Raw genomic sequence first — 22,562 nt, 5'->3', positions numbered from 1 at the left:
TGGCAAGCAGAACAGGATGAAGCTGCGTTCAGGTCAAGCATGGAAGGTTTTGGGCGAGGCGGCGCACCAGCTTGGGCGCATCGTGATGCTGCTGCTCATACTGGGCTTTGGCGCGGTCTGCCTGCTCGCCTTTCGCCTCTCCTTCGGCCCGCTGGAATTGCCGGAACTCGCCTCGCGCTTGGCCACGCTCGCCTCCGGCCAGGGCATTTCGGTGCGCATGGACGGCGCGGAGCTGACCTGGGCCGGATATCACCAGGGCGGGGGCATGCCCTTCGTGGTGCGGCTGCGCGGCATCTCGGTGCGCAACGCCGTGGGCGTCGAATTCGCCAATATCCCGGCGGCGGATATGATCGTGCCGCCGGCCGATCTGTTCGGCGCCCGGCAGCCGCTGCGCGTTGACGGCACCGGCGCGCGGTTCACCGGCACCACCGCGCCGGTTTCGCTGCGTGCCGATATCTGGCCCGGCTCTGGGTACACCCTGGCGCGCGGCGCGTTTGATGTCAGCCTCGGCCCCGGCGTGCTGGGCCGGCCCGGCCTGAGCGAGGTGATCACCGGCGGGCATTTCATCATGCAAATCGCGCCGGGAGCGGTGGATGTGAGCAGCGGGCAGCTCACCCTCGCCCCTGTCGGCGCCAGCGCGCCGCATATCGGCTTCACCTTCACCGCCCGCAGGCAGACCGATTGGCGCGGCACATTGCTGCTCACCGCCGATGCCGTGCGCGCCCAGGACCTCCCTGCGTATTGGCCGGCCGATGCAGCGCCCCATACCCGTGCCTGGGTGAGCAAGAACATCACGGCTGGTTTGGCCACCAATGCCGCGTTCACCTTCAGCCTTAGCGCCCCGGGCGATCTCTCCGCCCTGCATCTGGACGACGTGACCGGCGGCTTCACCGGCCAGGACCTCACGCTGATTTGGTTGAAAGACGTTACCCCCATCACGGGGCTGAATGGCAGCTTCACCATGCCCGACAAAGACACCGCCATCGTCACCGCCGAGAGCGCGCATGTCGGCGGCATCGCGCTCACCAGCGGCGAGATGACGATCACCGGGCTTGCGGAGAAGGACCAGTTCGGTGATCTCTCGGTGGCGCTCGCGAGCAGCCTGCCCGATGCCGTGGCCGTGCTCGGCACCCCGCCGCTTGACCTGCTGCGCGACGCCCCGCCCGGTCTGGCCAAGGCGACGGGCAGCGTCACCGCCACCGTCACCGCGCGCATCCCGTTTACGCTTCGCGTCGCGCTGGCTGAGACCGCGCTGCATGTGCGCGCCGCGCTGCGCGGGGTGGATATGGTCTCCCCGCTGCCGCCGCTGGCCTTTGCCGGCACCGATGCCGATCTCGACGTGACGGTGCAGACGTTGCGCGTGCAGGCCAAGGGAAATTTTGCCGGCGAACCGGCGACGCTGACGCTGCGGCAGGACCTGACCCGCCCCGATGGCGCGCAGGATGTGCAGTTCAGCGGCAGCGCGGGGACGCAGATTTGGGATTATCTGGGCGTGGGGCAGGCCAGCACCGCCTCTGGACCAGCCAGCGGGGTGGCGCCGTTCACCGTTCACCTCACCGGCCCCGCCGGAGGCGCGCAGAGCGCCACGGTCAGCGCCGATCTCACCGCGGCGGGGATCGCCTTGCCCGCCTTCGGCTGGGAGAAGGCGCCAGGAACCCCAGGACAGGCGCAGCTCAGCGCCACCGTGCGGAATGGCCAGCTCATCGGTTTGACCAACCTGAGCGCCCAGGCGCCGGGGTTGAGCCTGAGCGGCGCGGCGCAGGGGGGCGGCTTCGTGTTGTCCCGCGCGGCGATCGGGCGCACCGAGGCCACGGGCAGCATCACCCCGCCCGGCGGCACGGGCGCGCCATGGCAGATCAGCCTCTCCGGCCCGGTGCTGGATGTGCGCCGCCAGCGCCAGGCATCCGCCGCCAGCCCTGCGCCAGCTAAAACCACCGCGCCCAGCGGCCCGCTCTGGTCGGCAAACCTGAATTTCGGCACGCTCTACCTCGCGGCGGACCCCGCGCCCGGCCTCAGCGGCTTCAGCTTCTCCGGCGCGGGGCAGGGCGGCACCGTGCTGCGGGGCGCGGCCAAGGCGGACGGCTTCAGCCTGACCATCACACCGCAAACCGCCGAGCGCCGCGCCTTGGCGGTGCGCGCGGACGATGCGGGGGCGCTACTGCGCACGCTCGACGCCTATGACAGCGCCAGCGGCGGCACGCTGGCGCTCGACGCGCAATACGGCGCCGGACAACCGGCCGCGGGCACAGCCACGCTCACGGATGTGCGGCTGGTGAAGGCGCCGGAGGTGACGAAGCTGCTGCAGGCGCTCACGCTTTACGGCGTGGCCGAGGCTGTCTCCGGCCCCGGCCTGCTCATCGACCACGCGGTGATCCCGTTTGTGCTGCAAGACGGCGTGCTGCACCTGAACCAGGCGCGGGCCTTCTCGGCCTCGCTCGGCTTCACCGCCGCGGGCAGCATTCGCCTCGCCGATGACGAATGCGCCATCGATACCACGGTGATCCCCGCCTACTGGCTCAATTCCTTGCCCGGCAAGCTGCCACTGCTCGGCCGGTTGTTTTCGGCGGAAAAGGGGGGCGGGTTGATCGCCATGCGCGCCCATGTCAGCGGCAAGCTCTCCAACCCCGATGTCAGCGTCAACCCGTTCTCTGCGCTCACCCCGGGCTTCCTGCGCGGGTTATTCGGCCTGGGCGGCGGCCAATCCGCCGCCCCGCCCTGAGTGCGCGGCTTACGCCGTCACGTCCACCTTTGGCTGCTCGTTGGGCGGGGCCTTGGCCACCACCACCATGGCCGGGCGCAGCAGCCGGCCATTGAGCTGCCAGGTTTGGCTCCAGGCCTGCACCACCGTGCCCGGCGGATGCTCGGCGCTCTCCTGCTCGGCCATCGCCTGGTGCAGATTGGCGTCGAACGCGGCGCCGGTGGGGTCGGTGCGGGTGATGCCGTTGCGCTCCAGCAGCGCGATGAACGAGCGCTCGATGCCCTCGAAGCCCTCGCGCATCTTGGTCACGATCTCGGGCTCGCCCTCGACCGGCTTGGGCAGGCTGTCGATGCCGCGCTTGAGGTTCTCGGCGGCCTCGGCCACGTCGCGGGCGAATTTCTGCACCGCGAAGGCGCGGGCATCGTCCACCTCGCGCTTGGTGCGGGCGCGCAGATTGGCCATCTCGGCCTCGGCGCGCAGCCATTTATCGCGCATCTCCTGCAGCTCCTGCTCCAGCGCGGCGATGCGCTGGTCGGGCGCCTCGATCAGGGACTCGTCCTGGGGGATGGTTTCGTTCGGTTCGCTGTTTTCGGTCATGCCGCCGAATTAGGCGATGTTGGGCGCTGAAACAAGATTCGCGCCCCTGGCGGAACCGTAAGTTTTGCGCTCTAGTAACGATGCCGCGCACGTGCGGCGCAACCGTAAGAAGGATAATTCCTCATGATCAAAAACGTCGGCGGGCTGGACCGGATTCTGCGTGCGATCGTGGGCCTCGTGCTGCTCAGCCTCGTGTTTGTCGGCCCCAAGACCTATTGGGGCCTGCTCGGGCTAATCCCGCTCGGCACCTCGGTCATCGGCATTTGCCCGGCCTATCTGCCGTTCGGCATCAAGACCTGCAAGCGCGGCTAATCGCGCTGCCATACCCGCCAGGCGCCGCCGGCGTCGTCGCCTGCCTGGGCGCAGGCGGCGTCGGCGCTGCGCAGGGCCAAGCTGGCATGGTCCATCACGGCGCCGGTCTCCTCGCAGATGCCCGGCCAGCGTGGGCCGACGCCCACGGTGATCACCGCGCGCTGCGGCAGTAGAGCGGGCAAGGTGGCGCAGAATTTCGCCGCGCGCTCGGCCGCGGTCAGATGGTCCATGCCATCGCACCATAGCCCGATCGTGGTCTCGTCCACCCGCCCGAGCAGATCGGTGGGGCGCACGGTGTCGCGCAGTTCCTCGGCCAGGCGCAGCGCGATCGCCGGGCGCAGCGCCGCGGCGGCGCGGGAGAAGCCGAGATAAATCAGCGAACCGGGCTGGCCCTCCACCTCCAGCCGGTCAAACCGGCGGGCCAGTTCCTCGGTGAAGGTGCGGGCGGCCCAGAGGCCGGTCTCGGCGTCGAGCATGGTGCCGTGGTGCAAAGCGGGGTCGCCAGCGTGGCCGGCATGGCTGTCCGGCAGGGTTAGTTCCGGCGCTTCCAAATCCATGAGGATACCGTAGATCCCGGCCACGCGCGCCCCGGCGAGGCGCGGCGCCAGGGCGAGACGGAAGCTACCGGTGTCGCCATCGGCCAGCGAGAGGCGGATCTTGCCGTGCCAAGCCACGCATTCGGTGCAGATGGTGTCGATGATCGAGCGGAATTGCGCGGTGGTCAGCGCGTCATCCTCCGGGCAGCCCGTGGCGAGCAGGCTGGCGATCTCCACGCCGATCAGCGCCGAAGGCTGGCGTCCCAGCACCTTGCCGGGGCCGAACGCGGTGAACCGCCCTTTCGGATCGGTCTCGAAGGCGAGGTCTGTGAGCATCGCGGCAACGGCGAGCCAATGCGTGCCGGGGGCGGGGCTGAGCGCGCCCAGGGCGGAGGATGAGGGCAGAAGCGGAATCATGCCCCGATTCTAGCCGCCCGGTGCTGAACAGGAGCTTAACCAGCTCCCGCGCCCGCGCCGGGCGCGTTGACATTGCGCGCCGCTGGCCCTCATGGTCCGCCCCGACATTCGCAGTACGGGAAAGACATGACCACCAACCTCAAGACCATCATCGAAGCCGCCTGGGACAAGCGCGCCGACATCTCCCCCGCCACCACCGGCGAGATCCGCGACGCGGTGGACGCCGCGCTGGAGCTGCTCGACTCGGGCAAGGCGCGCGTGGCCGAGCCGGGCGAGGGCGGCTGGGTGGTGAACCAGTGGCTGAAGCAGGCCGTGCTGCTCTCCTTCCGCCTCAACCCCAACGCGCTGATGGACGGCCCCGGCGGCGCCCCGGTGTTTGACAAGGTGCCGGTGAAGTTCACGGGCTGGGGCGCAGAGCGCTTCGCCGCCGCGGGCATCCGCGCCGTGCCGGGCGCGGTGGTGCGCCGCTCCGCCTTCATCGCCCCCAATGTGGTGCTGATGCCGAGCTTCGTGAATGTCGGCGCCTATGTCGGCGAGGGCACGATGATCGACACCTGGTCCACCGTTGGTTCCTGCGCTCAGGTGGGCAAAAACTGCCATATCTCCGGCGGCGTCGGCATTGGCGGCGTGCTGGAGCCGTTGCAGGCCAACCCGGTCGTCATCGAGGATGATTGCTTCATCGGCGCCCGCTCCGAGGTCGCCGAGGGCGTGATCGTCGGCCGCGGCGCGGTGCTCTCCATGGGCGTGTTCCTCGGCGCCTCCACCAAGATCGTTGACCGCGAGACCGGCGAGGTGTTCTACGGCAAGGTGCCGCCCTATGCGGTGGTGGTGCCCGGCACGCTGCCCGGCAAGACGCCCGAGGCCCCGAGCCTCGCCTGTGCCGTGATCGTGAAGCGGGTGGACGCGCAGACGCGCTCCAAGACCTCGATCAACGAGCTGCTGCGCGCGTGATCGACCCCGCCGCCCTGACCCGCGAGCTGCTGCGCTGCAATTCCGTCACTCCGGCGGATGGCGGCGCGCAGGCGGTGCTGATCAGTGCCCTGGAGGGGCTGGGGTTCACCGTCACCCGGCTGCGCTTCGGCGAGATCGAGAATTTTTTCGCAGAGCGGCCGGGGCCGGGGCGGCATTTGTGCTTCGCCGGGCATACTGATGTGGTGCCGCCCGGCGAGGGCTGGTCGCACGACCCGTTCGCGGCCGATGAGGCCGAGGGCGTGATCTTCGGGCGCGGCGCGGTGGACATGAAGGGCGGCATCGCCGCCTTTGTCGCCGCCGCCTCGCAGATGCCGGGCCATGTCTCGCTGCTGATCACCGGCGATGAGGAGGGCGAGGCCAAGGATGGCACCGTGAGGGTGCTGGACTGGATGGCCGCGCATGGCAAGATCCCCGATTTTTGTGTGGTGGGCGAGCCGACCAGCCGGGCGCGGCTGGGCGATGTGGTGAAAGTGGGGCGCCGCGGCAGCATGAATGCGCGCATCGCGGTGCCAGGGCGGCAGGGCCATGCCGCCTATCCGCATTTGGCCGATAATGCCGTGCATAAGCTGATCCCGGCGCTTAACGAGCTGATCGCCACGCGGCTCGACGAGGGCACGCCGTTCTTCGAGCCCTCCTCGCTGCAGATCACCTCGGTCGATGTCGGCAATCCGGCGACCAATGTGATCCCCGCCCTGGCCACGGCCAAGCTGAATATCCGCTTCAACGACCTGCACACCGGCGCCTCGCTCACCGCCAGGCTGCGCGAGGTGTTGGACCGCCAAGCGCCGGACGCCAAGCTGGAGGTGAGTATTTCCGGTGAAGCCTTCCTGACCCAGCCGGGGGCCGAGATCGCGGCGCTGACCGGGGCGATCGCGCGGGTTACGGGCGTGACGCCCGAGCAGAACACGGGCGGCGGCACCTCCGATGCCCGGTTCATCGCCCGCTATTGCCCGGTGGCCGAGTTCGGGCTGGTCGGCGCGACCATGCATAAGGTGGACGAGGCCGTGCCGCTGGCCGATCTGCGCCAGCTGGCTGAGGTTTATAAGGCGCTGATCGGGGCGTTCTGCGGATGATTTTGCGTGGTTTGTGGCGGCTGGCCAAGGGCGATGCCGGGGGCATCGGTGAGTTTGGCGGCGGCGTGGAGAATTTTTATGCCTCGCTGGCGCCGCTGATCGCGTTTCCGCTCGTCGGCGCGGCCGCGACCGCGCTGCAGGGGAATTGGCGGGTGGCGCTGGTGGGCTTCATCGCGCGGCTATGCGGGGTGCTGGTGTTGCCGGTGATGGTCTACGAGTTTGCCCGCATCTACCAGCGCGAGCCGCTCTGGCTGCGTACCGCCACGGCGCTCAACTGGTCGTTCTGGGTGCTGCTGCCGGTGATGGTGGTGGGCGCTTTCATTGGCGGGATTCTGGCTCAGGCTGGACTGAGCATGGTTCAGGCCGAATACGTTACACTGGGCATCGCGGGGCTGTATCTGCTCTGGTATCGCTGGTTCACGCTGCGCGCCGGGCTGGCCGTGAGCGGCTGGCGGGCGGCGCTGATCGTGGCGGTGAGCGGCGTGCTGGTGGGCATGTTCACCGCCCTGCCGATCCTGCTTGGGCTGGGCCCAGACCCGGCCCAGCTCTCACATTTATAACCTGGGTTTTTTCAAAAAAGCTGCGAAAACAGATCTTTTTTTGCCTAACCTAACCCGATCTGCCCGCGATGGCGGAGCAGATGGTCGGCCAGCACGCAGGCTAGCATGGCCTCGCCCACCGGCACGGCGCGGATGCCCACGCAGGGGTCGTGCCGGCCCTTGGTCATCACCTCCACATCCTCGCCCTCGGCGCTCACGCTCTGCTTGGGGGTGAGGATAGAACTCGTTGGTTTTACGGCAAACCTGGTCACGATCGGCTGGCCGGTGGCAATGCCGCCCAGGATGCCGCCGGCATGGTTGGAGAGGAATTTGATCTTCCCGTTCTCCATCCGCATCTCATCGGCATTGTCTTCGCCGCGCAGGGCGGCGGCGGCGAACCCATCACCGATCTCCACCGCCTTCACCGCGTTGATGCTCATCAGCGCGGCGGCGATGTCGGCATCGAGCTTGCCGTAGAGCGGCGCGCCCAGTCCTGGCGTGACGCCTTCGGCCACCACCTCCAGCACCGCGCCGATCGAGGAACCGGCCTTGCGGATGGCGTCGAGTTCGCCCTCCCAGGCGGCGGCGGCAGCAGCGTCGGGGCAGAAGAACGGGTTGCGCTCCACCTCCGCCCAGTCCCAATTCGCGCGGTCAATGCCATGCGCGCCCAGCGCGGTCATGGCGCCGCGGATCACCACTTGCGGCCCTAGCACTTTGCGCGCAATGGCTCCGGCGGCCACGCGCATCGCCGTCTCGCGCGCGCTGGAGCGCCCGCCGCCGCGCGGGTCGCGGTGGCCGTATTTCATGTCATAGGCGACATCGGCATGGCCGGGCCGGTAGCGCGCGGCGATGTTGGCGTAATCCTTCGAGCGCTGGTCGGTGTTCTCGATCAGCAGCGAAATCGGCGTGCCGGTGGTGCGCCCCTCATACACGCCGGAGAGGATCTTCACCTGATCCGGCTCCTGGCGCTGGGTTGTGAAGCGCGAGGTGCCGGGGCGGCGCTTGTCGAGATAAGGCTGGATATCGGCTTCGGACAGCGCGATGCCGGGCGGGCAGCCATCGACCACGCAGCCAATGGCCGGCCCATGGCTCTCGCCCCAGGTGGTGACCCGGAACAACTGCCCGAAGGTGTTGAACGACATGGGTTAATCGCTCGCGATCGCGAGATCCGGCGCGTCCGGGTTCTTCATGCCGACGATATGGTAGCCGCAATCCACGTGGTGGATCTCGCCGGAGACGCCGCGCGAGAGGTCGGAGAGCATATACAGCCCGGCGCCGCCCACTTCCTCCAGCTCCACATTGCGCTGCATGGGCGAGTTATACTTGTTCCATTTCAGGATGTAGCTGAAATCGCCAATGCCACTAGCGGCCAGGGTCTTGATCGGCCCGGCCGAGATGCCGTTGACGCGGATATTATCCTTGCCGAAATCGGCGGCCAGATAGCGCACGGAGGCTTCCAGCGCCGCCTTGGCCACGCCCATCACGTTGTAATGCGGCATCCAGCGCTCGGCCCCCAGATAGGTGAGGGTGAGCAGCGAGCCGCCATCGGGCATCATCGCCGCGGCGCGGCGCGCGACGGCGCTGAAGGAGTAGCAGGAGATATCCAGCGCCTGCAGGAACGCATCGCGCGGGGTGTCGGCATAGCGCCCGCGCAGGAAATTTTTATCGGCGAAGCCGATGGCATGCACCAGGAAGTCGATCTTGCCCCATTTCTGGGCTAGCGCGTCGAAGGCGGCGTCGATCGCGGCATCGTCCGACACGTCGCACGGCACCAGGAAATCCGACCCGATGGATTGCGCGAGCGGGCGCACGCGCTTCTCCAGCGCCTCGCCCTGATAGGTGAAGGCGACCTCGCCGCCCTGGGCGGCCACGGCCTGGGCAATGGCCCAGGCGATCGAGCGGTTATTCGCCACGCCCATGATCAGCCCGCGCTTGCCGGCCATGAGCGTGCCACGCGGCGGGGCGAGTTCGGCTTGGGTGTCCGGCATGGGGGTGTTCTCCGTGATGCTATCGTCTCTCAGGGCCGGTGGTGGCATAGAGTATATCATCCGATCAAGTGTCGATGAACTCCGGAGGCTGTTGCGTATGAGTGAGACCCCCTTCAAGAAATTCGGCGAGTGGTTCGCCGCGGCCGAGGGCAGCGAGCCAAATGACCCCAACGCCATGACAGTGGCGACGGTGGGCGCGAACGGCCGCCCGGCCGCGCGCATCCTGTTGATGAAGTCCTGGGATGAGACGGGCTTTTCGTTTTACGGCAATCTCGGCTCGCGCAAGGCGCGGGACATGCAGGCCCATCCGCAGGTGGCGCTGCTGTTCCACTGGAAGAGCCTGGCCCGGCAGGTGCGCATCGAGGGCATCGTGAGCCAGGTGAGCGACGCCCAGGCCGACGCTTATTTCGCCAGCCGCCCGCGCATGAGCCAGATCGGTGCCTGGGCGTCGGAGCAATCCCGCCCGCTGGCCTCGCGTGAGGCCTTCGAGTCGCGGGTGCGGGAGGTCGAGGCGCGCTTTCAGGGCCAGCCGGTGCCGCGCCCGGAATTCTGGTCCGGCTGGAAGCTGGCGCCGGATTATTTCGAGTTCTGGCAGGGCATCGACTTCCGCCTGCATGACCGGCTGATCTTCAGCAAGACCGCCAGCGGCTGGGAGACCGGGCGGCTCTACCCCTGAAGCGCGAGGCGGCGGTGCGGCCATGGCGCCTCGCCGCCGCGCAGCCAGGCCAGTGTGGCGGGCCAGAAATCCGCCGCGTGGCGGGCGTGGAACAGGCCGAAATGGCCGATGGCGTCATACCCCAGATCGCCCGGATGCAGGCGCACCACCTCATGCGGGGCGTTGCGGTAATAGCGCAGCGCCCGCGCCAGGGCCGAGCGCGTGGCGAATTCGTCATCGGTGAGGGTGACGGCCAGGATCGGCGCGGTGACGGCGGCGAAGCGCGCCAGGATGTCCGCGCGCTCATGCGGCGCATGCGCCAGTTCCATGCGCGCCCGGCGGAAGCTCCAGTCGCGCACCACTCCGGCGGGCAGATCCTCCAGCCAGCCCAGCCGCTTACCGGGGAAATAGCCATACAGCGCGGTGAGCAGCGGCATGGCGAGGTTCCATTTCAGCATCATCGCCGCGCGCCGGGGGGCGGCGTAATCGCTCCAGTAGCCGTATTGCCCGCCAACGCTGAGGATGCGCGCGATGCGCCCGGCCTCGGGCGAGAAGCCTGGCAGAAACCCGCCGATGCTGTGCCCCACCACCAGCAATTCCGCCCCTGGGGCGCGGGCGGCGGCGGTGCGCAGCGCGGCGTCGAAATCCTGCGTGCCCCAATCGTGCCAGCGATAGCCGCAGCCGCGCAGGCTGGCCGGGCGCGAGGCCCCGATCCCGCGGTAATCATAGGTCAGCGCATCGAAGCCATGCGCGGCGAGATAGGCGGCATAGCGGTGATAATAGCGCGCCAGCACGCCGGTGGCGGCGTTGATGACGACCACGCCCCGCGACTCGGCCCCGGCATGGGGCCACCAATGCCCGCCCAGGCGCACGCCATCGCGGCAGGCGAACGCAATCGGCTCGCTCATTCCCCGCCTTGGCTGAGTTGCAGGGCGCGGGCATAGACCTGCTTTTTCGGCAGCCCGGTGGCGGTGGCCACGGCGGCGGCGGCGTCTTTCACCGACATGCTGGCGAGCGCAGCGCGCAAGGCGGTGTCGAGCGTGTCGGCGCTGGCGCTCTCCGCCGGGGCGGGGCCGATGACGACGCAGATCTCCCCGCGCGCGGCATGGGCGGCGTAATGCGCGGCCAGCTCGTCCAGCCCGCCGCGGCGCACCTCCTCGAAATGCTTGGTCAGCTCGCGGCATACGGCGGCGGGGCGCGGGCCGAGCACGGCGGCGGCATCTTCCAGGAATTCCGCCAGACGGTGCGGGGCTTCATAAAAGATATGTGTGGCCGAGAGCCCGGCCAGCTCCGCCCCGCGCAAAACCGTGAAGGCGGCGCGCCGGGCGGCGGATTTCGGCGGCAGGAAGCCGCTGAATAGATAGGGGTGCGGCGGCAGGCCGGAGAGGGTGAGCGCCAACAGCGCCGCGTTAGGGCCGGGAATACCGGAGATTTTCAGCCCGGCCTCGATGGCCGCGCGCACCAGCCGGTAGCCGGGGTCGGAAACCAGCGGCGTGCCCGCATCCGAGATCAGGGCGAAGCGGGTGCCGCTTTGCATCGCCGCCACCAGCGCCGGGATGCGCGCCGATTCGTTGTGTTCGTGCAGCGCCTGGGTGCGGGTGGTGACGCCGTGTGCGCGCAACAGCGCCGCGCTGGTGCGGGTATCCTCGCACAAAACCACGTCGGCCCGCGCCAAAGCGTCACGCGCGCGGGGCGAAAAATCCTGGAGGTTGCCGATCGGGGTGGAAACCAGCACAAGGGCGGGGCATGAAGCCGCATCATCCCCGCTCACGGAGGGCCGTGAAATTGTCTCGTCCTGATTCGCGCCTTGGGTTGTCTCTTCGTTCATCTCTGCTCCTGGGCGGCACGCTGGCGCTTGCCGGCTGCGCCGGTCAAGTCCCGTACCTCTCATCGGGCGCCGGGGCTCCGGCGCTGCTGGCGCCGCCGGGGGTGCCACAGGCGGCGCCCTCTGGCTATGGCCGCACCGGCGGCAATGTGCTGCTGCTGGCGCCGCTCACGGGCAGCCTCGCCCCGGTGGGGCAGGCGCTGGTGAACGCGGCGAAGCTCGCCTTCCCGGCCAGTGGCGGGCCGGGGCTGGACATCCGCGACACGGGCGGCACGCCCGAAGGCGCCGCCACCGCCGCGCAAGCCGGGCTGGCGGCGGGCGATGGCATTATCATCGGCCCACTCACCTCGGGCGAAACGCAGGCCGTCGCTCCCATCGCCAAGGCGGCGGGCGTGAATGTGCTGGCCTTCACCAATGATGGCAGCGTCGCCGCGCCGGGCGTGTGGCCGCTGGGCATCACCCCGTCGCAACAGGTGGAGCGTGTGCTGCAGGTGGCGGCGGATGCTGGGCGCACCCAACTCGCGGCGCTGCTGCCCGACACCGAATTCGGCCACCATCTCAGCGACGCGATCAGCGCGGAAACCAGCAAGCTGGGCGAGCCCGCCGCGCAGATCACCTTCTACGAGCCGGGGTTCACCGGCGTGAACCAGGCGGTAGAGCAGCTCTCCGATTTCGCCGATCGTGGCCAGGGGCTGATGAACCAGATCAAGCGGGCCGAGGATCTCGGCACCGCGGCGGGCAGGGCCAAGGCCGCCGCGCTCAAGCACCAGCAAGTGCCGCCGCCCAGCTTCAACGCCCTGTTCATCGGCGCGACCGATGCCAACACCCTGGCCGAACTGGCCAATTTCCTGCCGTATTACGACGTGTCGCCGCCGCAGGTGCAATTCCTCGGCCCGGCGCTATGGGCCAATCTGGCGCCGCAGATGGCCAATCAGAGTGTGTTTATCGGCGCCATGTATGCCGCCGCCGACCCCGCCGCTGGCACCGCCTTCGCCAATAAATACCAGTCGGCCTATGGCGCGGTGCCGCCGGCCATCGCCGAGGTCGCCTTCGACGCCGCCGCGATCGCCGAACTGGCGGCGGGGCAGGGCGGGTATACGAGCAGTGTGCTCACCGCCCCGGCCGGCTTCACCGGCGCCGATGGCGTGCTCGCCCTGCACCCAGACGGCACGGTATCGCGCGGGCTCGCGGTGTTCTCGGTCGAGCCGGGGCAGCCGGTGATGACCTCGCCCGGCCCGGCCAACCTCAACCAGCCCTGACAGCCCAAAATGGAACGAGCCTCCGGCGTCATCCGCTCCGCCGCGGCCAGCCTGTTCGTGGCGCTGGCGCTGGTGCCCAGTTTGGCTTTTCTCGCGCTGGTGCTGGCCGGGCGGCTGGCGCCAGCGCCGGCGCTGCTGGCCTGGGGGCTATGCACCGCCGTGGCGGTTGCGTTTTCTGCCCTGCTCGGGCGTGACGTTAAGGCGATGACCAGGCTGTTGCGCGCCCTTCGCCGCGCGCCGGAGAGCCTGCCCGATGAGCCGGCGCTGCTGGTGCCCGGCATGCGCGAGCTGGGGGAGGAGGCGATCCGCCTGATCCGCGCCGAGCGGCTTTCGCGCGCGCGTCAGCTGGAAAGCGCCGCCGAGGACCGCGCGCTGGTCGAGCGTCTGCCCGACCCGCTGCTGAAGCTAGACGCCGAAGCCAACATCCTGTGGCGCAACGCCAGTGCCGCCACCGCCTTCAGCGGCGAGATCGCGGCCCTGCTGCGCCACCCGGATGTGCGCGCCGCCCTGGCCGAGGCACTCCGCGACAACGCGCCGGTGCGGCGCGAGATCGTGCTCGCGGCGCCGGTCACGCGCGATCTTCATGTCACCCTGATTCCCGCCGCCGGGCCGCTTTATCTGCTGGTGAGCGACCGCACGCATGAGCGTGCGGTGGAGAAGATGCGCGCCGATTTCATCGCCAATGCCAGCCACGAGCTGCGCACGCCGCTCGCCTCGCTCTCCGGCTTCATCGAGACCCTGCGCGGCCCCGCCGCCGACGACCCGGAGGCGCAGCAGCGCTTCCTCGGCATCATGGCCGAGCAGGCGGCGCGGATGCAGCGCCTGATCGGCGATCTGCTCAGCCTCTCGCGCATCGAGATCTCGGAGCATTCGCCGCCGAAGGAGCTGGTGCATCTGCCGCCGGTGCTGGAGCGTGTCGCCGCCGGGCTGGAGCCGCTGCTGCGCGCCAGCGGCACGCGACTTGAGGTGAACGTGCCGCCGGATTTGCCGAAAATCCCGGCTGATGCCGACCAGCTCGCCCAGGTCTTCAGCAATCTGCTCGATAACGCTTTGAAATATGGCAAGCCGGGCGGGGTGGTGCGGTTATCCGCCACCGTGGCGCCGGATACACGCTTCGAGCCGGGCGGGGTGAGCGTGAGCGTGGCCGATAACGGGCCGGGCATTCCGCGCGAGCATATCCCGCGCCTGACCGAGCGTTTCTATCGGGTGGATAAGGGCCGCTCACGCGCCGTCGGCGGCACCGGGCTGGGGCTGGCCATCGTCAAGCATGTCATTAACCGCCATCGCGGGCGGCTGGCGATCGACAGTGATCCGGGCAAGGGGTCGGTGTTCACCGTCTGGTTACCCGGCCGCGCCGGTTGAGTTTTGATTCGCGCCAGACGCGATAAGCACTTGACGGCGCAGCTCAATCCCTCAATCCTGTGGTTAAAGAATGTTAACCTACGAACCGTCCCGGCCAGCGTGGCGGGCGGCGAACAGGCGAAGCCCAACAGCCCGATCGACAAGGAGGATGCCCGATGCAGATTGACGTGCAGAGACTCGAAACCGCCGTCGCCGACCTTCGTGCCACGATGAAGGATGGCCTCCTGGCCACCGATATCTGGGACCGTTCCACCGGCCTCTCGCTTGCGGGCTTCAACTCGCAGCCGACCGCCGTGGCGTTGTTTACCGAGATTACCAACTCGCTCAACGACACGCTTGCCGCCTCGGGCTTCCCCAAGCTCAGCCGCTATTTCTACATGGATCTCGAAGGCGGCAAGACGGTGATGATCATCCAGCACGGCGCCGGGATTTTACAGGGCGTTCTGATGGATGCCGCGAAGGTCAACCTCGGCGTGCTACTGGCCGTGGCGCTGCCCAAGATGCTGAGCGGCGTTGACGCGGCGCGCCTCGGCGGGTGAAACTTGGCTGCCCGTATGGCGCCGGCCAGGCGGGCGTTGAGGCCAAGGTGAGGTCCGTGGAGTTGCAGCCTGAAGACGCGCTTGAGATCGTGCTCGGGCACCCTGCCTCCCGGCAGGTGGTGTTTGCCGGGCCGTTCGGCGTCGGCAAAACCACCGCGCTGCGCGCAATCTCCGAAATTCCGGTGGTGAACACCGATGTCGCCAGCCGCGAGCTCGACACCGCCCAGCGTACCGGCGGCAAGACCACGACCACCGCCGGGTTTGATTATGGCGAGTTCCGCCTCGCGGCGGGCGAGCGCGTGGCGGTGTTCGGCCTGCCGGGGCAGGAGCGGTTTGACGCGATGTGGGACCTGCTGGTGCCCGCCAGCGCGGCCGTGGTGCTGTGGGCCTATGGCGACCAGGCGGAGGGCGTGAACCAATGCGCCACCTGGCTGCGCGCGCTCGGCCAGCGCGCTTCGCTGCTGCGGGTGGCGGTGGCCGTCTCGCGCCTGCCATTGGCGGCGCAGGAAGCGGGGCTGGCGCCGTATCGCGCGCTGGTGCAACGTTTACACCCGCTGGCGGTGGTGCAGGCGGCCGATCCGCGCGCGGCCGAGGATGTGCGCCGCATGGTGGCGGCGGCGCTGACGGCGTTGCCAGGGGCGGTGCGCGGTGACTGACCGGTTCAGGTGAGGTACGGGAGCGACATGGATTTTTCCGAGCTTGGGGTGCTGTTACGGCCCGCCTTCCGCAAAATGATCTCGCGGATCCCGCAGCTGCGCAACGCGCTCATCTGCACCCCGGACGGCTTCAATGTCTGCTCCGTCGGCGTGGCGGAAAATTTGGTTGGGCGCATGGCGGCGCTGACCAGTTCGGTGAATTCCATCGGCGATGCGCTGGCTTCCGATTTTTCGTGGGATGTGCCGGCGGGCGGGCTGCTCGATATCATCACCATGGAGGCGCAGGGCCTGCAGATCGCCAGCATCACCATCGCGGATACGCGCCAGCCGCTGATCCTGATGGTCAGCGCGCGCACCTCGCTCGGCGTCATCCTTGTCAACATCAAGGCCGCAGCGGCGGAAATCCGCGAATTGCTGGCCTGATCGCGGCCAGCGCGAAGGAGAGACGGGATGCTGGGTGTAGAGATCATCATCGTGCTGCTGGTGCTGAGCATCGCGGCGCTTTACCTGCACGATGTGCGCCAGACCAAGCACACCATCCTGCGCAATTACCCGGTCATCGGCCATTTCCGCTATTTCGCCGAGACCTGGGGCGAATATATGCGCCAATACCAATATCTGCCCGACTGGTCGGAGCGCCCGTTCAACCGGCTGGAGCGCAGCTGGGTGTACCGCTCGGCCAAGGGGCTCTCCAACCTCATCAGCTTCGGCTCCGAAAACGTGCCGAGCTTCATCTTCCGCAACGCCGCCTTCCCGACGCTGGAGGAGGAACAGAAACCCTATCCCGGCAAACAGATCGGCGTGAGCGACGGCCCCGGCGCCTGCCGCGAGCCGTATATGGCGCAAAGCTTCTTCAACATCTCGGGCATGTCTTACGGCGCGCTGAGCCATGCGGCGGTGAGCGCGCTCTCGCGCGGGGCGAAGATGGCGGGGGTGTGGATGAGCACGGGCGAGGGCGGGCTGTCGCCTTATCATCTCGAAGGCGGGGCGGATCTGATCATGCAGATCGGCACCGCGAAATACGGCGTGCGCGACGCGCTGGGCAATCTCTCCGAGGAGAAGCTGCGCGAGATCGCGGCGCATCCGCAGGTGCGGATGTTCGAGGTGAAGCTGGCCCAGGGGGCGAAGCCCGGCAAAGGCGGCATTCTACCCGCGCATAAGGTGACAGCCGAGGTCGCGAAGATCCGCGGCATCCCGGTGGGGCAGGACAGCATCTCCCCCAACCGCCACAAGGATATCGGCAACGTGCAGGAGCTGGGCGCGTTCATCGCGCGGGTGCGCGGCATTACTGGCAAGCCGGTGGGGGTGAAATTCGTGCTGGGTGATCCGCGGTTCGTCGATGAATGGTTCGACGATTGCGCCAGCAACCCGGCGCATTGCCCCGACTACGTGCAGATCGACGGCGGCGAGGGCGGCACCGGCGCCGCGCCCGAGCCGTTGGCCGATTATGTGGGTATGCCGATCACCCAGGCGCTGCCTTATGTCGCCGGGCTGCGCTACGAGCATGGCTTGCAACAGCGCATCCGCATCGTCGCCTCGGGCAAGCTCATCACGCCGGACAAGGTGGCCTGGGCGCTTTGCATGGGAGCGGATTTCGTGTCATCGGCGCGCGGCTTCATGTTCTCGCTTGGCTGCATCCAGGCGATGAAATGCGGCAGCGGCTTCTGCCCCACCGGGGTCACCGCCGCCGATGAGCGGCTGATCCGGGGGCTGAACCCGGCCGATAAGGCGGTGCGGGTGGCGCGCTACGCCAAAAAGATGCGCGAGGAGGTGGAGATCATCGCGCATTCCTGCGGCCTCACCGACGCCAGCTATTTCGCGCCGAAACACGTCACTGAGATTGAGCGCGGCGTCGCCGGATTCAGGGCCGCCGCCAACTGATGGGTCTGCTCGCGCTGTTTCTGCTTGGCGCCGGGCTGAACATCCTGCTCGGTGCCGGGCACTGGCCCGCCGTGCTCGCGGGCAATCTGCAAGACCCGGATTCCTACATGCGCCTCGTGCGCCTGGAGCAGGGCATCCGCGCCGGGCATCTGCTCACCACCGTGGCGGGCGACCAGTCCGGCGCCGGGGGGATGGTGGAATGGTCGCGCCTGCTGGATATGTTGCTCTGGCTTTTGGCCGCGCCCCTGGCGCCGTTGCTGGGCTGGCACCGCGCGCTGCTTGCCGCCGGGGTGGCTTTGGGGCCGCTCGGTGTCGGGTTTCTCGGCGCGGTCACGGCCTGGGCGGTGGAGCCCTTCGCCTTGCGCCGGTATCTGTGGAGCGCAACGCTGGCCGCCGCCGTGCTGCCGGGCGTGGTGACGATCGCGGTGCCCGGCGCGGTGCATTACCATGTGCTGCTGCTGGCGATGATCGCGCTCACCGCCGGGTATGCCGTCCGCGCCTGGCGCGATGACCGCTGGGCCGGGTTTCTTGCCGGGGTGAGCGGGGGCTTCGCCATCTGGCTGACGCCGGAGACGATGCCATTTGTGCTGATGGCCTACACCGCGCTGGCGCTGCGCTGGCTGGAGGCGAAAAACGCCGCCGTGCTGCTCGCCACCGCCGCCGGGTGTTTCGATGTGCTGGTGGTGGCGCTGTTCGTCGATCCGCCGGCGGGTGGTTATCTGGCGCCGGAAGTGGACCGGCTCTCCTGCGTGTATGTGGTGATGGCGCTGCTATTCCTGGCCGGGGCGGCGGTGCTGCTGCGGTTGCAGGAGCGCCCGTGGCCCTGGCGCGGCCCAGCCGGGTTCGCGGTGCTGGCGGTGCTGTTTGGCGTCTGGGTGGCGGCGTTTCCTGGCGTGGTGCTGGGGCCTTATGGCATTCTGCCGCCCGATCAGGCGCGGGTCTTCTTCGGCGCAATCAGCGAGTTGCGGCCGCTTCATGGGCATGATCTCGTGGTGTTTCTGTTCCCCGGCGGTTGCGCCCTGGCTTATACGCTCTGGCGCGGGCTGCGGCAGCCCGAGCCCGCCGAGGGGCTGCTCGCACCGCGCGGCAATACGCGGCTGATGTGGCTGTATCTGGCGCTGTGCGCTGCGGTAGCGCTGGCGCTGGGCGCGAAATTCCTGCTCTTCGTCGGGTTCTCGACCGTGCTTGGCGCGGCGCTGCTGCCGGTGGCGCTCAGCCAAGCCAGTGCCAGCCTCGCCGCCACGCCGCAACGGGCCAGCCTGGCGCGCCTCGCGGCGCTGGCGCTGGTGCTTGGCGTGCCGGAGCTGGCGGCCTTCGCCGCCCCTGCGCCCAAGGCGCCCGCCGCAGCATTACACGCTGCCCCGAGCTGCACGCTGCACAATATCGCGCCGCTGCTGGCCGCCGCCGCCGGACAGGTGGTGCTCGCCGGGCCGAGTGACGCGCCGGAACTGCTCTACCGGACGCAGGTGAAGACCGTCGGTTCGCTCTACCAGCACGGCGTGCCCGGCTATCTGCGCGACCGCGCCGCCTGGCGCGCCCTGCCGGGGCGGAATGTGCCGCCGGAGCTGGCGGCGGCCAAGGCGGCCTATGTGCTGTTCTGCCCCAGCCCGGCGCGCTCGCTTCTGGTGGCCGACCTGCCGCGAGACACGTTGTGGGACGCGCTTGATGCTGGCACCCCGCCGCCCTGGCTGACCCTGGCCGGGCAGAACCAGGATGGCTGGCGGCTCTACAAGGTTGGGCGCTGAAGCCGTCCGCCGGGCATCGGCTCCGGCACGCCGGTGGTGGATGGCAAGGAGAGCGGCAGCCCGCGCAGCGAGCGCACGGCGAGAAAGGCGAAGCATTGCGCCTCCAGCGCGTCGCCATCCCAGCCCGCGGCCTCGACCGGCTGCACCGGCACCGGAAATTGCGCCGCCAGCAGTTGCATCAGATGCGCGTTATGCCGCCCGCCGCCGCCCACCAGCACGCGCAAAGGCGGGGCAGGCAGGGGCGCGCGGCCAATGGCGGTGGCGCAAAAAGCGGCCAGGGTGGCGGCGGCGTCCGCCGGGGGTAACCCCTCAATGGCCTGAGCGATGAGGGCGGAGAAGGTCAGCCGGTCCAGCGATTTCGGCGCCGGGCGGGCGAAATATGGATGCCCCAGCAGCAGCCCGAGCCGCGCCTCGTCCACCTGCCCCGAGGCCGCGAAGGCGCCGTTTTCGTCATAGGGTTTGCCGAGGTGGCGCTGGGCCAGATCGTCGAGCGGGCCGTTGCCTGGCCCGGTGTCGCAGGCAATGATCTCGCCCCCCGCGCCCAGCCAGGTGATGTTGGCGACGCCGCCGATATTCACCACCAGCAGCGGTTTGGGCAGAGCGGCGGCCAGCGCGGCATGAAACAGCGGCGCGAAGGGCGCGCCCTGGCCCCCGGCGGCAACATCGGCGCTGCGGAAATCATGCACGACCGGGATCCGGGTGATATGCGCGAGCAGCACCGCATCGCCGATCTGCCAGGTGCGGTGGGCCTCGGGCGCGTGCAGGATCGTCTGGCCATGAAAGCCGATCACATCCGCCGCGCGCCCGGTCATGCTGACGGCCAGGGCATGGTCGCGGGTAAGGCGCTCCTCAACTCGTTGTAAAAAACGATCGTCAGGGCTAAGTCCAGGGGCAAGATCGAGCAGCCGGCGCAGATCGGCGCGCAGATCATCCTGATAGCGCAGCATCGCCGCCGGGCCGAAATGGAACACGTGCTCGCCATCGGTCTCGATCCAGGCGGCGTCCACGCCGTCAAGCGAGGTGCCGGACATCAGGCCGATGGCGCGAAGGGTGCGGGCGGGCATGGAGAGCGTGTTACGAGGGTGGCAAGGCAACAGCAAGGCTTGGTGCGGATGGTTGCGTCAGCCAATGCGGGCCGCCCTTGGCCGCACCGCTTTGCGCGCCCGTGCGGCTGTGCTACCGCCCCGGCCCACAGGAGCATGACAATGGCGAAAAGCGAATTTCTGGCCGAGGCGAAGGCGCGCGGCTTCATCTTCCAATGCACCGACGAGGAGGCGCTGGACGCCGCCTGTGCCGCCCGGCCGATCGCGGGTTATGCGGGCTTCGACCTCACCGCCGACTCTCTGCATGTCGGCCACATGATTCCCATCATGCTGCTGCGCCTGTTTCAGAAGCATGGGCACAAGCCGGTGGCGCTGCTTGGCGGCGGCACCACGCGCATCGGCGACCCCTCTTTCCGCGAGGAAGCCCGCCAGTTGTTGACCGAGGAGAAGATCGCCGAAAATCTTGTCGGCATCCGCAAGAACCTGGAAGCCTTCATCGATTTCTCCAAGGGGGCGGAGCTGGTCAACAACGCCGAATGGCTGGACAAGCTTTCCTATATCTCGCTGCTGCGCGATGTCGGCGTGCATTTCTCGGTCAACCGCATGCTGTCCTTCGATTCCGTGAAGCAGCGGCTGGATCGCGAGCAGGGGCTGACCTTCCTCGAATTCAACTACTCCATCCTGCAATCCTACGATTTCCGCGAGCTTCTTCGCCGCGAGAACGTTGTGCTGCAGATGGGCGGCTCCGACCAATGGGGCAATATCGTGAGCGGCATCGATCTGGTGCGCCGCACCGAGGGCAAGCAGGTGTTCGGCCTGACCACGCCGCTCATCACCACCGCCTCGGGCGCCAAGATGGGCAAATCAGCCTCGGGCGCGGTGTGGCTCTCGGCGGAGAAACTCAGCCCGTATAATTACTGGCAATTCTGGCGCAACACCGAGGATGCCGATGTCGGCCGCTTCCTGCGCCTGTTCACCGATCTGCCGCTGGACGAGATCGCCCGGCTGGAGGCTCTGGCCGGGGCCGAGATCAACGCCGCCAAGATCGTGCTGGCGACGGAGGCCACCGCGCTCGCGCATGGTCGCGCCGCCGGCGAGGAAGCCGCCGAGGCCGCGCGCAAGCTGTTCGAGCAGGGCGTGGCGGCCGAGGGGCTGCCCAGCATCACCATTCCCGCCGCCGAGTTCGGCGAGGGCATTCCCGCCTTCGCGCTGTTGGTGAGGGCTGGTCTGGCCGCCACCAATGGCGAGGCGCGGCGGTTGATCCGCGGCGGCGGCGCGAGGCTGGATGACGTGGTGATCGGCGACGAGGCGCAGGTGATCGCGCCCAAGGCGGAGCAGAAACTCTCCGCCGGTAAGAAGCACCATGTGCTCGTCAGGCTGGGCTGAGCGCCGCCTGCCAGGAGGCCGCCTCATCCGGGCTTAAATCGGCGCAGCGCGGCGCGGCCGCGGCCAGCCCGGCGGCGACATCGCGTCGCAAGCGGGGCGCCATCGCGGTGAAATTCGCCACATGGCGGCGGATCTCCGCATCCGTCACATGCCGCGCGCGCTTCGCCGCGCGCCGCGCCGCCCAGCTGCGCCACCGGCCCGGCCGCGTCAGCCCCGCCTGCATTAGCCCGAGCCAGGGTGATTCCGCCAACAGCGCGGCGAAGGCTTGCGCGTCACTCCGCCCATACAGTGCCGCCCATTCCGGGTCCCGCCAGGGTTTCAACACATTGGCGTAATGCAGGATGGCCGGGCGCATGGTCTGCTCCAGCCCCAGGGCGAAATAATGCGTCTGGAAATTCCAGCGCGGCGACAGCTCGGCGATCGCCCCGGCGCAGACGGCGTTCAGCGCGTCCTGGTCCATGAACATCAGCCGCCCCTCGCGCGCCGCGATAAACTCTTGCAGCCGCCGCCAGTATTGCGCCTCGCGCCAGCGGGCGGTGTCGATCAACAGCACGCCGGCATTGTGATAAGTGGCGGCGAGGTCCAGCCCCAGGCTGGCGCGGTAATTATCCCAGTCGTGCCGGCCGGCGTTGTCGCCCAGATAGCGCCCGCAATCCTCCGCCATGGCGATTGCGGCGCCGCGCAGATCCACCCTAAAGAGCGGCGCTAACGGCCCGGCGATGCGGGTATCAGAGTCGATGTAAAGCAGCCGCCGGTAGCCGGGCGCCCAAAGCTCCGCCACGGCGAGGCGCGCATAGGTGAATAGCGACATATGCTTCGGCCCCGGCAATCCGCGCAGGCTTTCGGGCAGCTCCACCTCGCGCATCACGCAGCCCGGCGGGGGCGGCACGCCGCGCCCCAACCCGGCGGCGACCAGCAGCAGCACGTCGAAATTCCGGCCGGGCTGGGCGGCGGCGGTTTTGGCGGCGGTCCAGGCGATGGGCAGATACGTGGCGTCGGTGGCGAAGACGACGGCGTTTTCGTGTGCGGTCATGGCTTGGCTATACATCCCGCGTGCACTACGCGATACGCCACCACCT

22 protein-coding genes are annotated in these 22,562 nt (G+C 68.7%); 14 read left to right on the top strand and 8 right to left on the bottom strand.

The window, feature by feature from the left end; genetic code table 11:
• Positions 1-16 precede the first annotated feature (16 nt).
• Entirely contained in the window at positions 17-2,719 is a 2,703-nt protein-coding gene (locus LI953_RS00990) for a DUF3971 domain-containing protein (RefSeq protein WP_227074102.1), read from the top strand.
• A gap of 9 nt (positions 2,720-2,728) precedes the next feature.
• Here the strand turns inward: LI953_RS00990 and LI953_RS00985 are convergent, their stop codons facing one another.
• On the bottom strand, positions 2,729-3,295 hold the full coding sequence (locus LI953_RS00985) for a nucleotide exchange factor GrpE (RefSeq protein ID WP_227074101.1): 567 nt from the start codon (positions 3,293-3,295) through the stop codon (positions 2,729-2,731).
• Positions 3,296-3,418: 123 nt separating this feature from the next.
• Here LI953_RS00985 and LI953_RS00980 point away from each other — a divergent pair, with 123 nt between their 5' ends.
• Positions 3,419-3,607 (top strand): DUF2892 domain-containing protein, encoded by a 189-nt coding sequence (locus LI953_RS00980; protein ID WP_227074100.1) that lies wholly within the window; start codon positions 3,419-3,421, stop codon positions 3,605-3,607.
• Here LI953_RS00980 and LI953_RS00975 read toward each other — a convergent pair.
• Positions 3,604-4,560 (bottom strand): hypothetical protein, encoded by a 957-nt coding sequence (locus LI953_RS00975; RefSeq protein ID WP_227074099.1) that lies wholly within the window; start codon positions 4,558-4,560, stop codon positions 3,604-3,606. The two genes, LI953_RS00980 and LI953_RS00975, sit on opposite strands and share 4 nt — an antisense overlap.
• 126 nt (positions 4,561-4,686) lie before the next feature.
• On the opposite strand from LI953_RS00975, the gene dapD reads away from it, so the two are divergent.
• Genes dapD through LI953_RS00960 form a run of 3 tightly spaced genes read left to right on the top strand, consistent with a single transcriptional unit; the run spans position 4,687 to position 7,165 of the window.
• A complete protein-coding gene (gene dapD, locus LI953_RS00970; RefSeq protein WP_227074098.1) occupies positions 4,687-5,511 on the top strand; it encodes a 2,3,4,5-tetrahydropyridine-2,6-dicarboxylate N-succinyltransferase in 825 nt (274 codons plus the stop codon).
• Entirely contained in the window at positions 5,508-6,605 is a 1,098-nt protein-coding gene (dapE, locus tag LI953_RS00965; protein ID WP_227074097.1) for a succinyl-diaminopimelate desuccinylase, read from the top strand. The genes dapD and dapE overlap by 4 nt, the downstream gene beginning before the upstream one ends.
• Positions 6,602-7,165: a hypothetical protein gene (locus LI953_RS00960; protein WP_227074096.1), complete on the top strand. Its 564-nt coding sequence runs from the start codon at positions 6,602-6,604 to the stop codon at positions 7,163-7,165. Before dapE ends, LI953_RS00960 begins: the two co-directional genes overlap by 4 nt.
• Before the next feature lie 44 nt (positions 7,166-7,209).
• On the opposite strand, the gene aroC is transcribed toward LI953_RS00960, so the two are convergent.
• Positions 7,210-8,286, bottom strand: a complete 1,077-nt coding sequence (gene aroC / locus LI953_RS00955) for a chorismate synthase (protein WP_227074095.1) — start codon at positions 8,284-8,286, stop codon at positions 7,210-7,212.
• 3 nt (positions 8,287-8,289) lie between these two features.
• Complete coding sequence (fabI, locus tag LI953_RS00950; protein ID WP_227074094.1) at positions 8,290-9,132, bottom strand: enoyl-ACP reductase FabI; 843 nt, start codon at positions 9,130-9,132, stop codon at positions 8,290-8,292.
• 97 nt (positions 9,133-9,229) lie between these two features.
• Between fabI and pdxH the strand changes: the two genes are divergently transcribed.
• Positions 9,230-9,808, top strand: a complete 579-nt coding sequence (gene pdxH, locus LI953_RS00945; protein ID WP_227074093.1) for a pyridoxamine 5'-phosphate oxidase — start codon at positions 9,230-9,232, stop codon at positions 9,806-9,808.
• On the opposite strand, the gene LI953_RS00940 is transcribed toward pdxH, so the two are convergent.
• Together LI953_RS00940 and rsmI are read right to left on the bottom strand one after the other, a co-directional pair.
• Complete coding sequence (locus LI953_RS00940) at positions 9,799-10,695, bottom strand: alpha/beta fold hydrolase (protein WP_227074092.1); 897 nt, start codon at positions 10,693-10,695, stop codon at positions 9,799-9,801. The genes pdxH and LI953_RS00940 overlap by 10 nt on opposite strands.
• On the bottom strand, positions 10,692-11,615 hold the full coding sequence (rsmI, locus tag LI953_RS00935) for a 16S rRNA (cytidine(1402)-2'-O)-methyltransferase (RefSeq protein WP_227074091.1): 924 nt from the start codon (positions 11,613-11,615) through the stop codon (positions 10,692-10,694). Before rsmI ends, LI953_RS00940 begins: the two co-directional genes overlap by 4 nt.
• On the opposite strand from rsmI, the gene LI953_RS00930 reads away from it, so the two are divergent.
• The 7 genes from LI953_RS00930 to LI953_RS00900 all read left to right on the top strand — a co-directional run bounded on the left by LI953_RS00930 (position 11,573) and on the right by LI953_RS00900 (position 19,054).
• Positions 11,573-12,871 (top strand): penicillin-binding protein activator, encoded by a 1,299-nt coding sequence (locus tag LI953_RS00930; protein WP_227074090.1) that lies wholly within the window; start codon positions 11,573-11,575, stop codon positions 12,869-12,871. The genes rsmI and LI953_RS00930 overlap by 43 nt on opposite strands.
• A gap of 9 nt (positions 12,872-12,880) precedes the next feature.
• Positions 12,881-14,233, top strand: coding sequence for an ATP-binding protein (locus LI953_RS00925; RefSeq protein ID WP_227074089.1), 1,353 nt, complete (start codon positions 12,881-12,883; stop codon positions 14,231-14,233).
• 155 nt (positions 14,234-14,388) lie between these two features.
• Positions 14,389-14,772: a hypothetical protein gene (locus tag LI953_RS00920; protein ID WP_227074088.1), complete on the top strand. Its 384-nt coding sequence runs from the start codon at positions 14,389-14,391 to the stop codon at positions 14,770-14,772.
• A gap of 56 nt (positions 14,773-14,828) precedes the next feature.
• The gene (locus LI953_RS00915) at positions 14,829-15,428 is read left to right on the top strand and encodes an ATP/GTP-binding protein (protein ID WP_227074087.1); all 600 of its coding nucleotides are present in this window, start codon (positions 14,829-14,831) and stop codon (positions 15,426-15,428) included.
• A 27-nt stretch (positions 15,429-15,455) separates the two neighbouring features.
• A complete protein-coding gene (locus LI953_RS00910) occupies positions 15,456-15,851 on the top strand; it encodes a hypothetical protein (protein WP_227074086.1) in 396 nt (131 codons plus the stop codon).
• Positions 15,852-15,878: 27 nt separating this feature from the next.
• Positions 15,879-17,309, top strand: coding sequence for an FMN-binding glutamate synthase family protein (locus tag LI953_RS00905; protein ID WP_227074085.1), 1,431 nt, complete (start codon positions 15,879-15,881; stop codon positions 17,307-17,309).
• Positions 17,309-19,054 carry a hypothetical protein gene (locus tag LI953_RS00900; protein ID WP_227074084.1) on the top strand — a complete coding sequence of 582 codons (1,746 nt, stop codon included), beginning with the start codon at positions 17,309-17,311 and terminating at the stop codon, positions 19,052-19,054. Before LI953_RS00905 ends, LI953_RS00900 begins: the two co-directional genes overlap by 1 nt.
• Here LI953_RS00900 and LI953_RS00895 read toward each other — a convergent pair.
• Positions 19,036-20,118, bottom strand: coding sequence for an anhydro-N-acetylmuramic acid kinase (locus tag LI953_RS00895; RefSeq protein ID WP_227074083.1), 1,083 nt, complete (start codon positions 20,116-20,118; stop codon positions 19,036-19,038). The genes LI953_RS00900 and LI953_RS00895 overlap by 19 nt on opposite strands.
• Before the next feature lie 141 nt (positions 20,119-20,259).
• On the opposite strand from LI953_RS00895, the gene tyrS reads away from it, so the two are divergent.
• Positions 20,260-21,483, top strand: a complete 1,224-nt coding sequence (tyrS, locus tag LI953_RS00890; RefSeq protein ID WP_227074082.1) for a tyrosine--tRNA ligase — start codon at positions 20,260-20,262, stop codon at positions 21,481-21,483.
• Here the strand turns inward: tyrS and LI953_RS00885 are convergent.
• The gene (locus LI953_RS00885; RefSeq protein WP_227074081.1) at positions 21,470-22,516 is read right to left on the bottom strand and encodes a glycosyltransferase family 8 protein; all 1,047 of its coding nucleotides are present in this window, start codon (positions 22,514-22,516) and stop codon (positions 21,470-21,472) included. The two genes, tyrS and LI953_RS00885, sit on opposite strands and share 14 nt — an antisense overlap.
• Positions 22,517-22,562 lie beyond the last annotated feature (46 nt).

Origin of the sequence: Acidocella sp. KAb 2-4, assembly GCF_020567705.1 — a bacterium.
Lineage (GTDB): Bacteria > Pseudomonadota > Alphaproteobacteria > Acetobacterales > Acetobacteraceae > Acidocella.
The sequence above is the reverse complement of the archived record's forward strand: the minus strand, read 5'-3'. Positions and strand labels throughout refer to the sequence as shown.

Excerpts from the sequence above, each read along its gene's own strand:
- LI953_RS00905 (WP_227074085.1), top strand. The coding sequence starts at position 15,879 with ATGCTGGGTGTAGAGATCATCATCGTGCTGCTGGTGCTGAGCATCGCG.
- fabI (WP_227074094.1), bottom strand. The coding sequence starts at position 9,132 with ATGCCGGACACCCAAGCCGAACTCGCCCCGCCGCGTGGCACGCTCATG.
- LI953_RS00895 (WP_227074083.1), bottom strand. The coding sequence starts at position 20,118 with ATGCCCGCCCGCACCCTTCGCGCCATCGGCCTGATGTCCGGCACCTCG.
- aroC (WP_227074095.1), bottom strand. The coding sequence starts at position 8,286 with ATGTCGTTCAACACCTTCGGGCAGTTGTTCCGGGTCACCACCTGGGGC.
- dapD (WP_227074098.1), top strand. The coding sequence starts at position 4,687 with ATGACCACCAACCTCAAGACCATCATCGAAGCCGCCTGGGACAAGCGC.
- LI953_RS00975 (WP_227074099.1), bottom strand. The coding sequence starts at position 4,560 with ATGATTCCGCTTCTGCCCTCATCCTCCGCCCTGGGCGCGCTCAGCCCC.
- rsmI (WP_227074091.1), bottom strand. The coding sequence starts at position 11,615 with ATGAACGAAGAGACAACCCAAGGCGCGAATCAGGACGAGACAATTTCA.
- LI953_RS00960 (WP_227074096.1), top strand. The coding sequence starts at position 6,602 with ATGATTTTGCGTGGTTTGTGGCGGCTGGCCAAGGGCGATGCCGGGGGC.
- pdxH (WP_227074093.1), top strand. The coding sequence starts at position 9,230 with ATGAGTGAGACCCCCTTCAAGAAATTCGGCGAGTGGTTCGCCGCGGCC.
- LI953_RS00900 (WP_227074084.1), top strand. The coding sequence starts at position 17,309 with ATGGGTCTGCTCGCGCTGTTTCTGCTTGGCGCCGGGCTGAACATCCTG.
- tyrS (WP_227074082.1), top strand. The coding sequence starts at position 20,260 with ATGGCGAAAAGCGAATTTCTGGCCGAGGCGAAGGCGCGCGGCTTCATC.
- LI953_RS00990 (WP_227074102.1), top strand. The coding sequence starts at position 17 with ATGAAGCTGCGTTCAGGTCAAGCATGGAAGGTTTTGGGCGAGGCGGCG.
- LI953_RS00980 (WP_227074100.1), top strand. The coding sequence starts at position 3,419 with ATGATCAAAAACGTCGGCGGGCTGGACCGGATTCTGCGTGCGATCGTG.
- LI953_RS00925 (WP_227074089.1), top strand. The coding sequence starts at position 12,881 with ATGGAACGAGCCTCCGGCGTCATCCGCTCCGCCGCGGCCAGCCTGTTC.
- LI953_RS00885 (WP_227074081.1), bottom strand. The coding sequence starts at position 22,516 with ATGACCGCACACGAAAACGCCGTCGTCTTCGCCACCGACGCCACGTAT.
- LI953_RS00920 (WP_227074088.1), top strand. The coding sequence starts at position 14,389 with ATGCAGATTGACGTGCAGAGACTCGAAACCGCCGTCGCCGACCTTCGT.
- LI953_RS00910 (WP_227074086.1), top strand. The coding sequence starts at position 15,456 with ATGGATTTTTCCGAGCTTGGGGTGCTGTTACGGCCCGCCTTCCGCAAA.
- LI953_RS00940 (WP_227074092.1), bottom strand. The coding sequence starts at position 10,695 with ATGAGCGAGCCGATTGCGTTCGCCTGCCGCGATGGCGTGCGCCTGGGC.
- LI953_RS00985 (WP_227074101.1), bottom strand. The coding sequence starts at position 3,295 with ATGACCGAAAACAGCGAACCGAACGAAACCATCCCCCAGGACGAGTCC.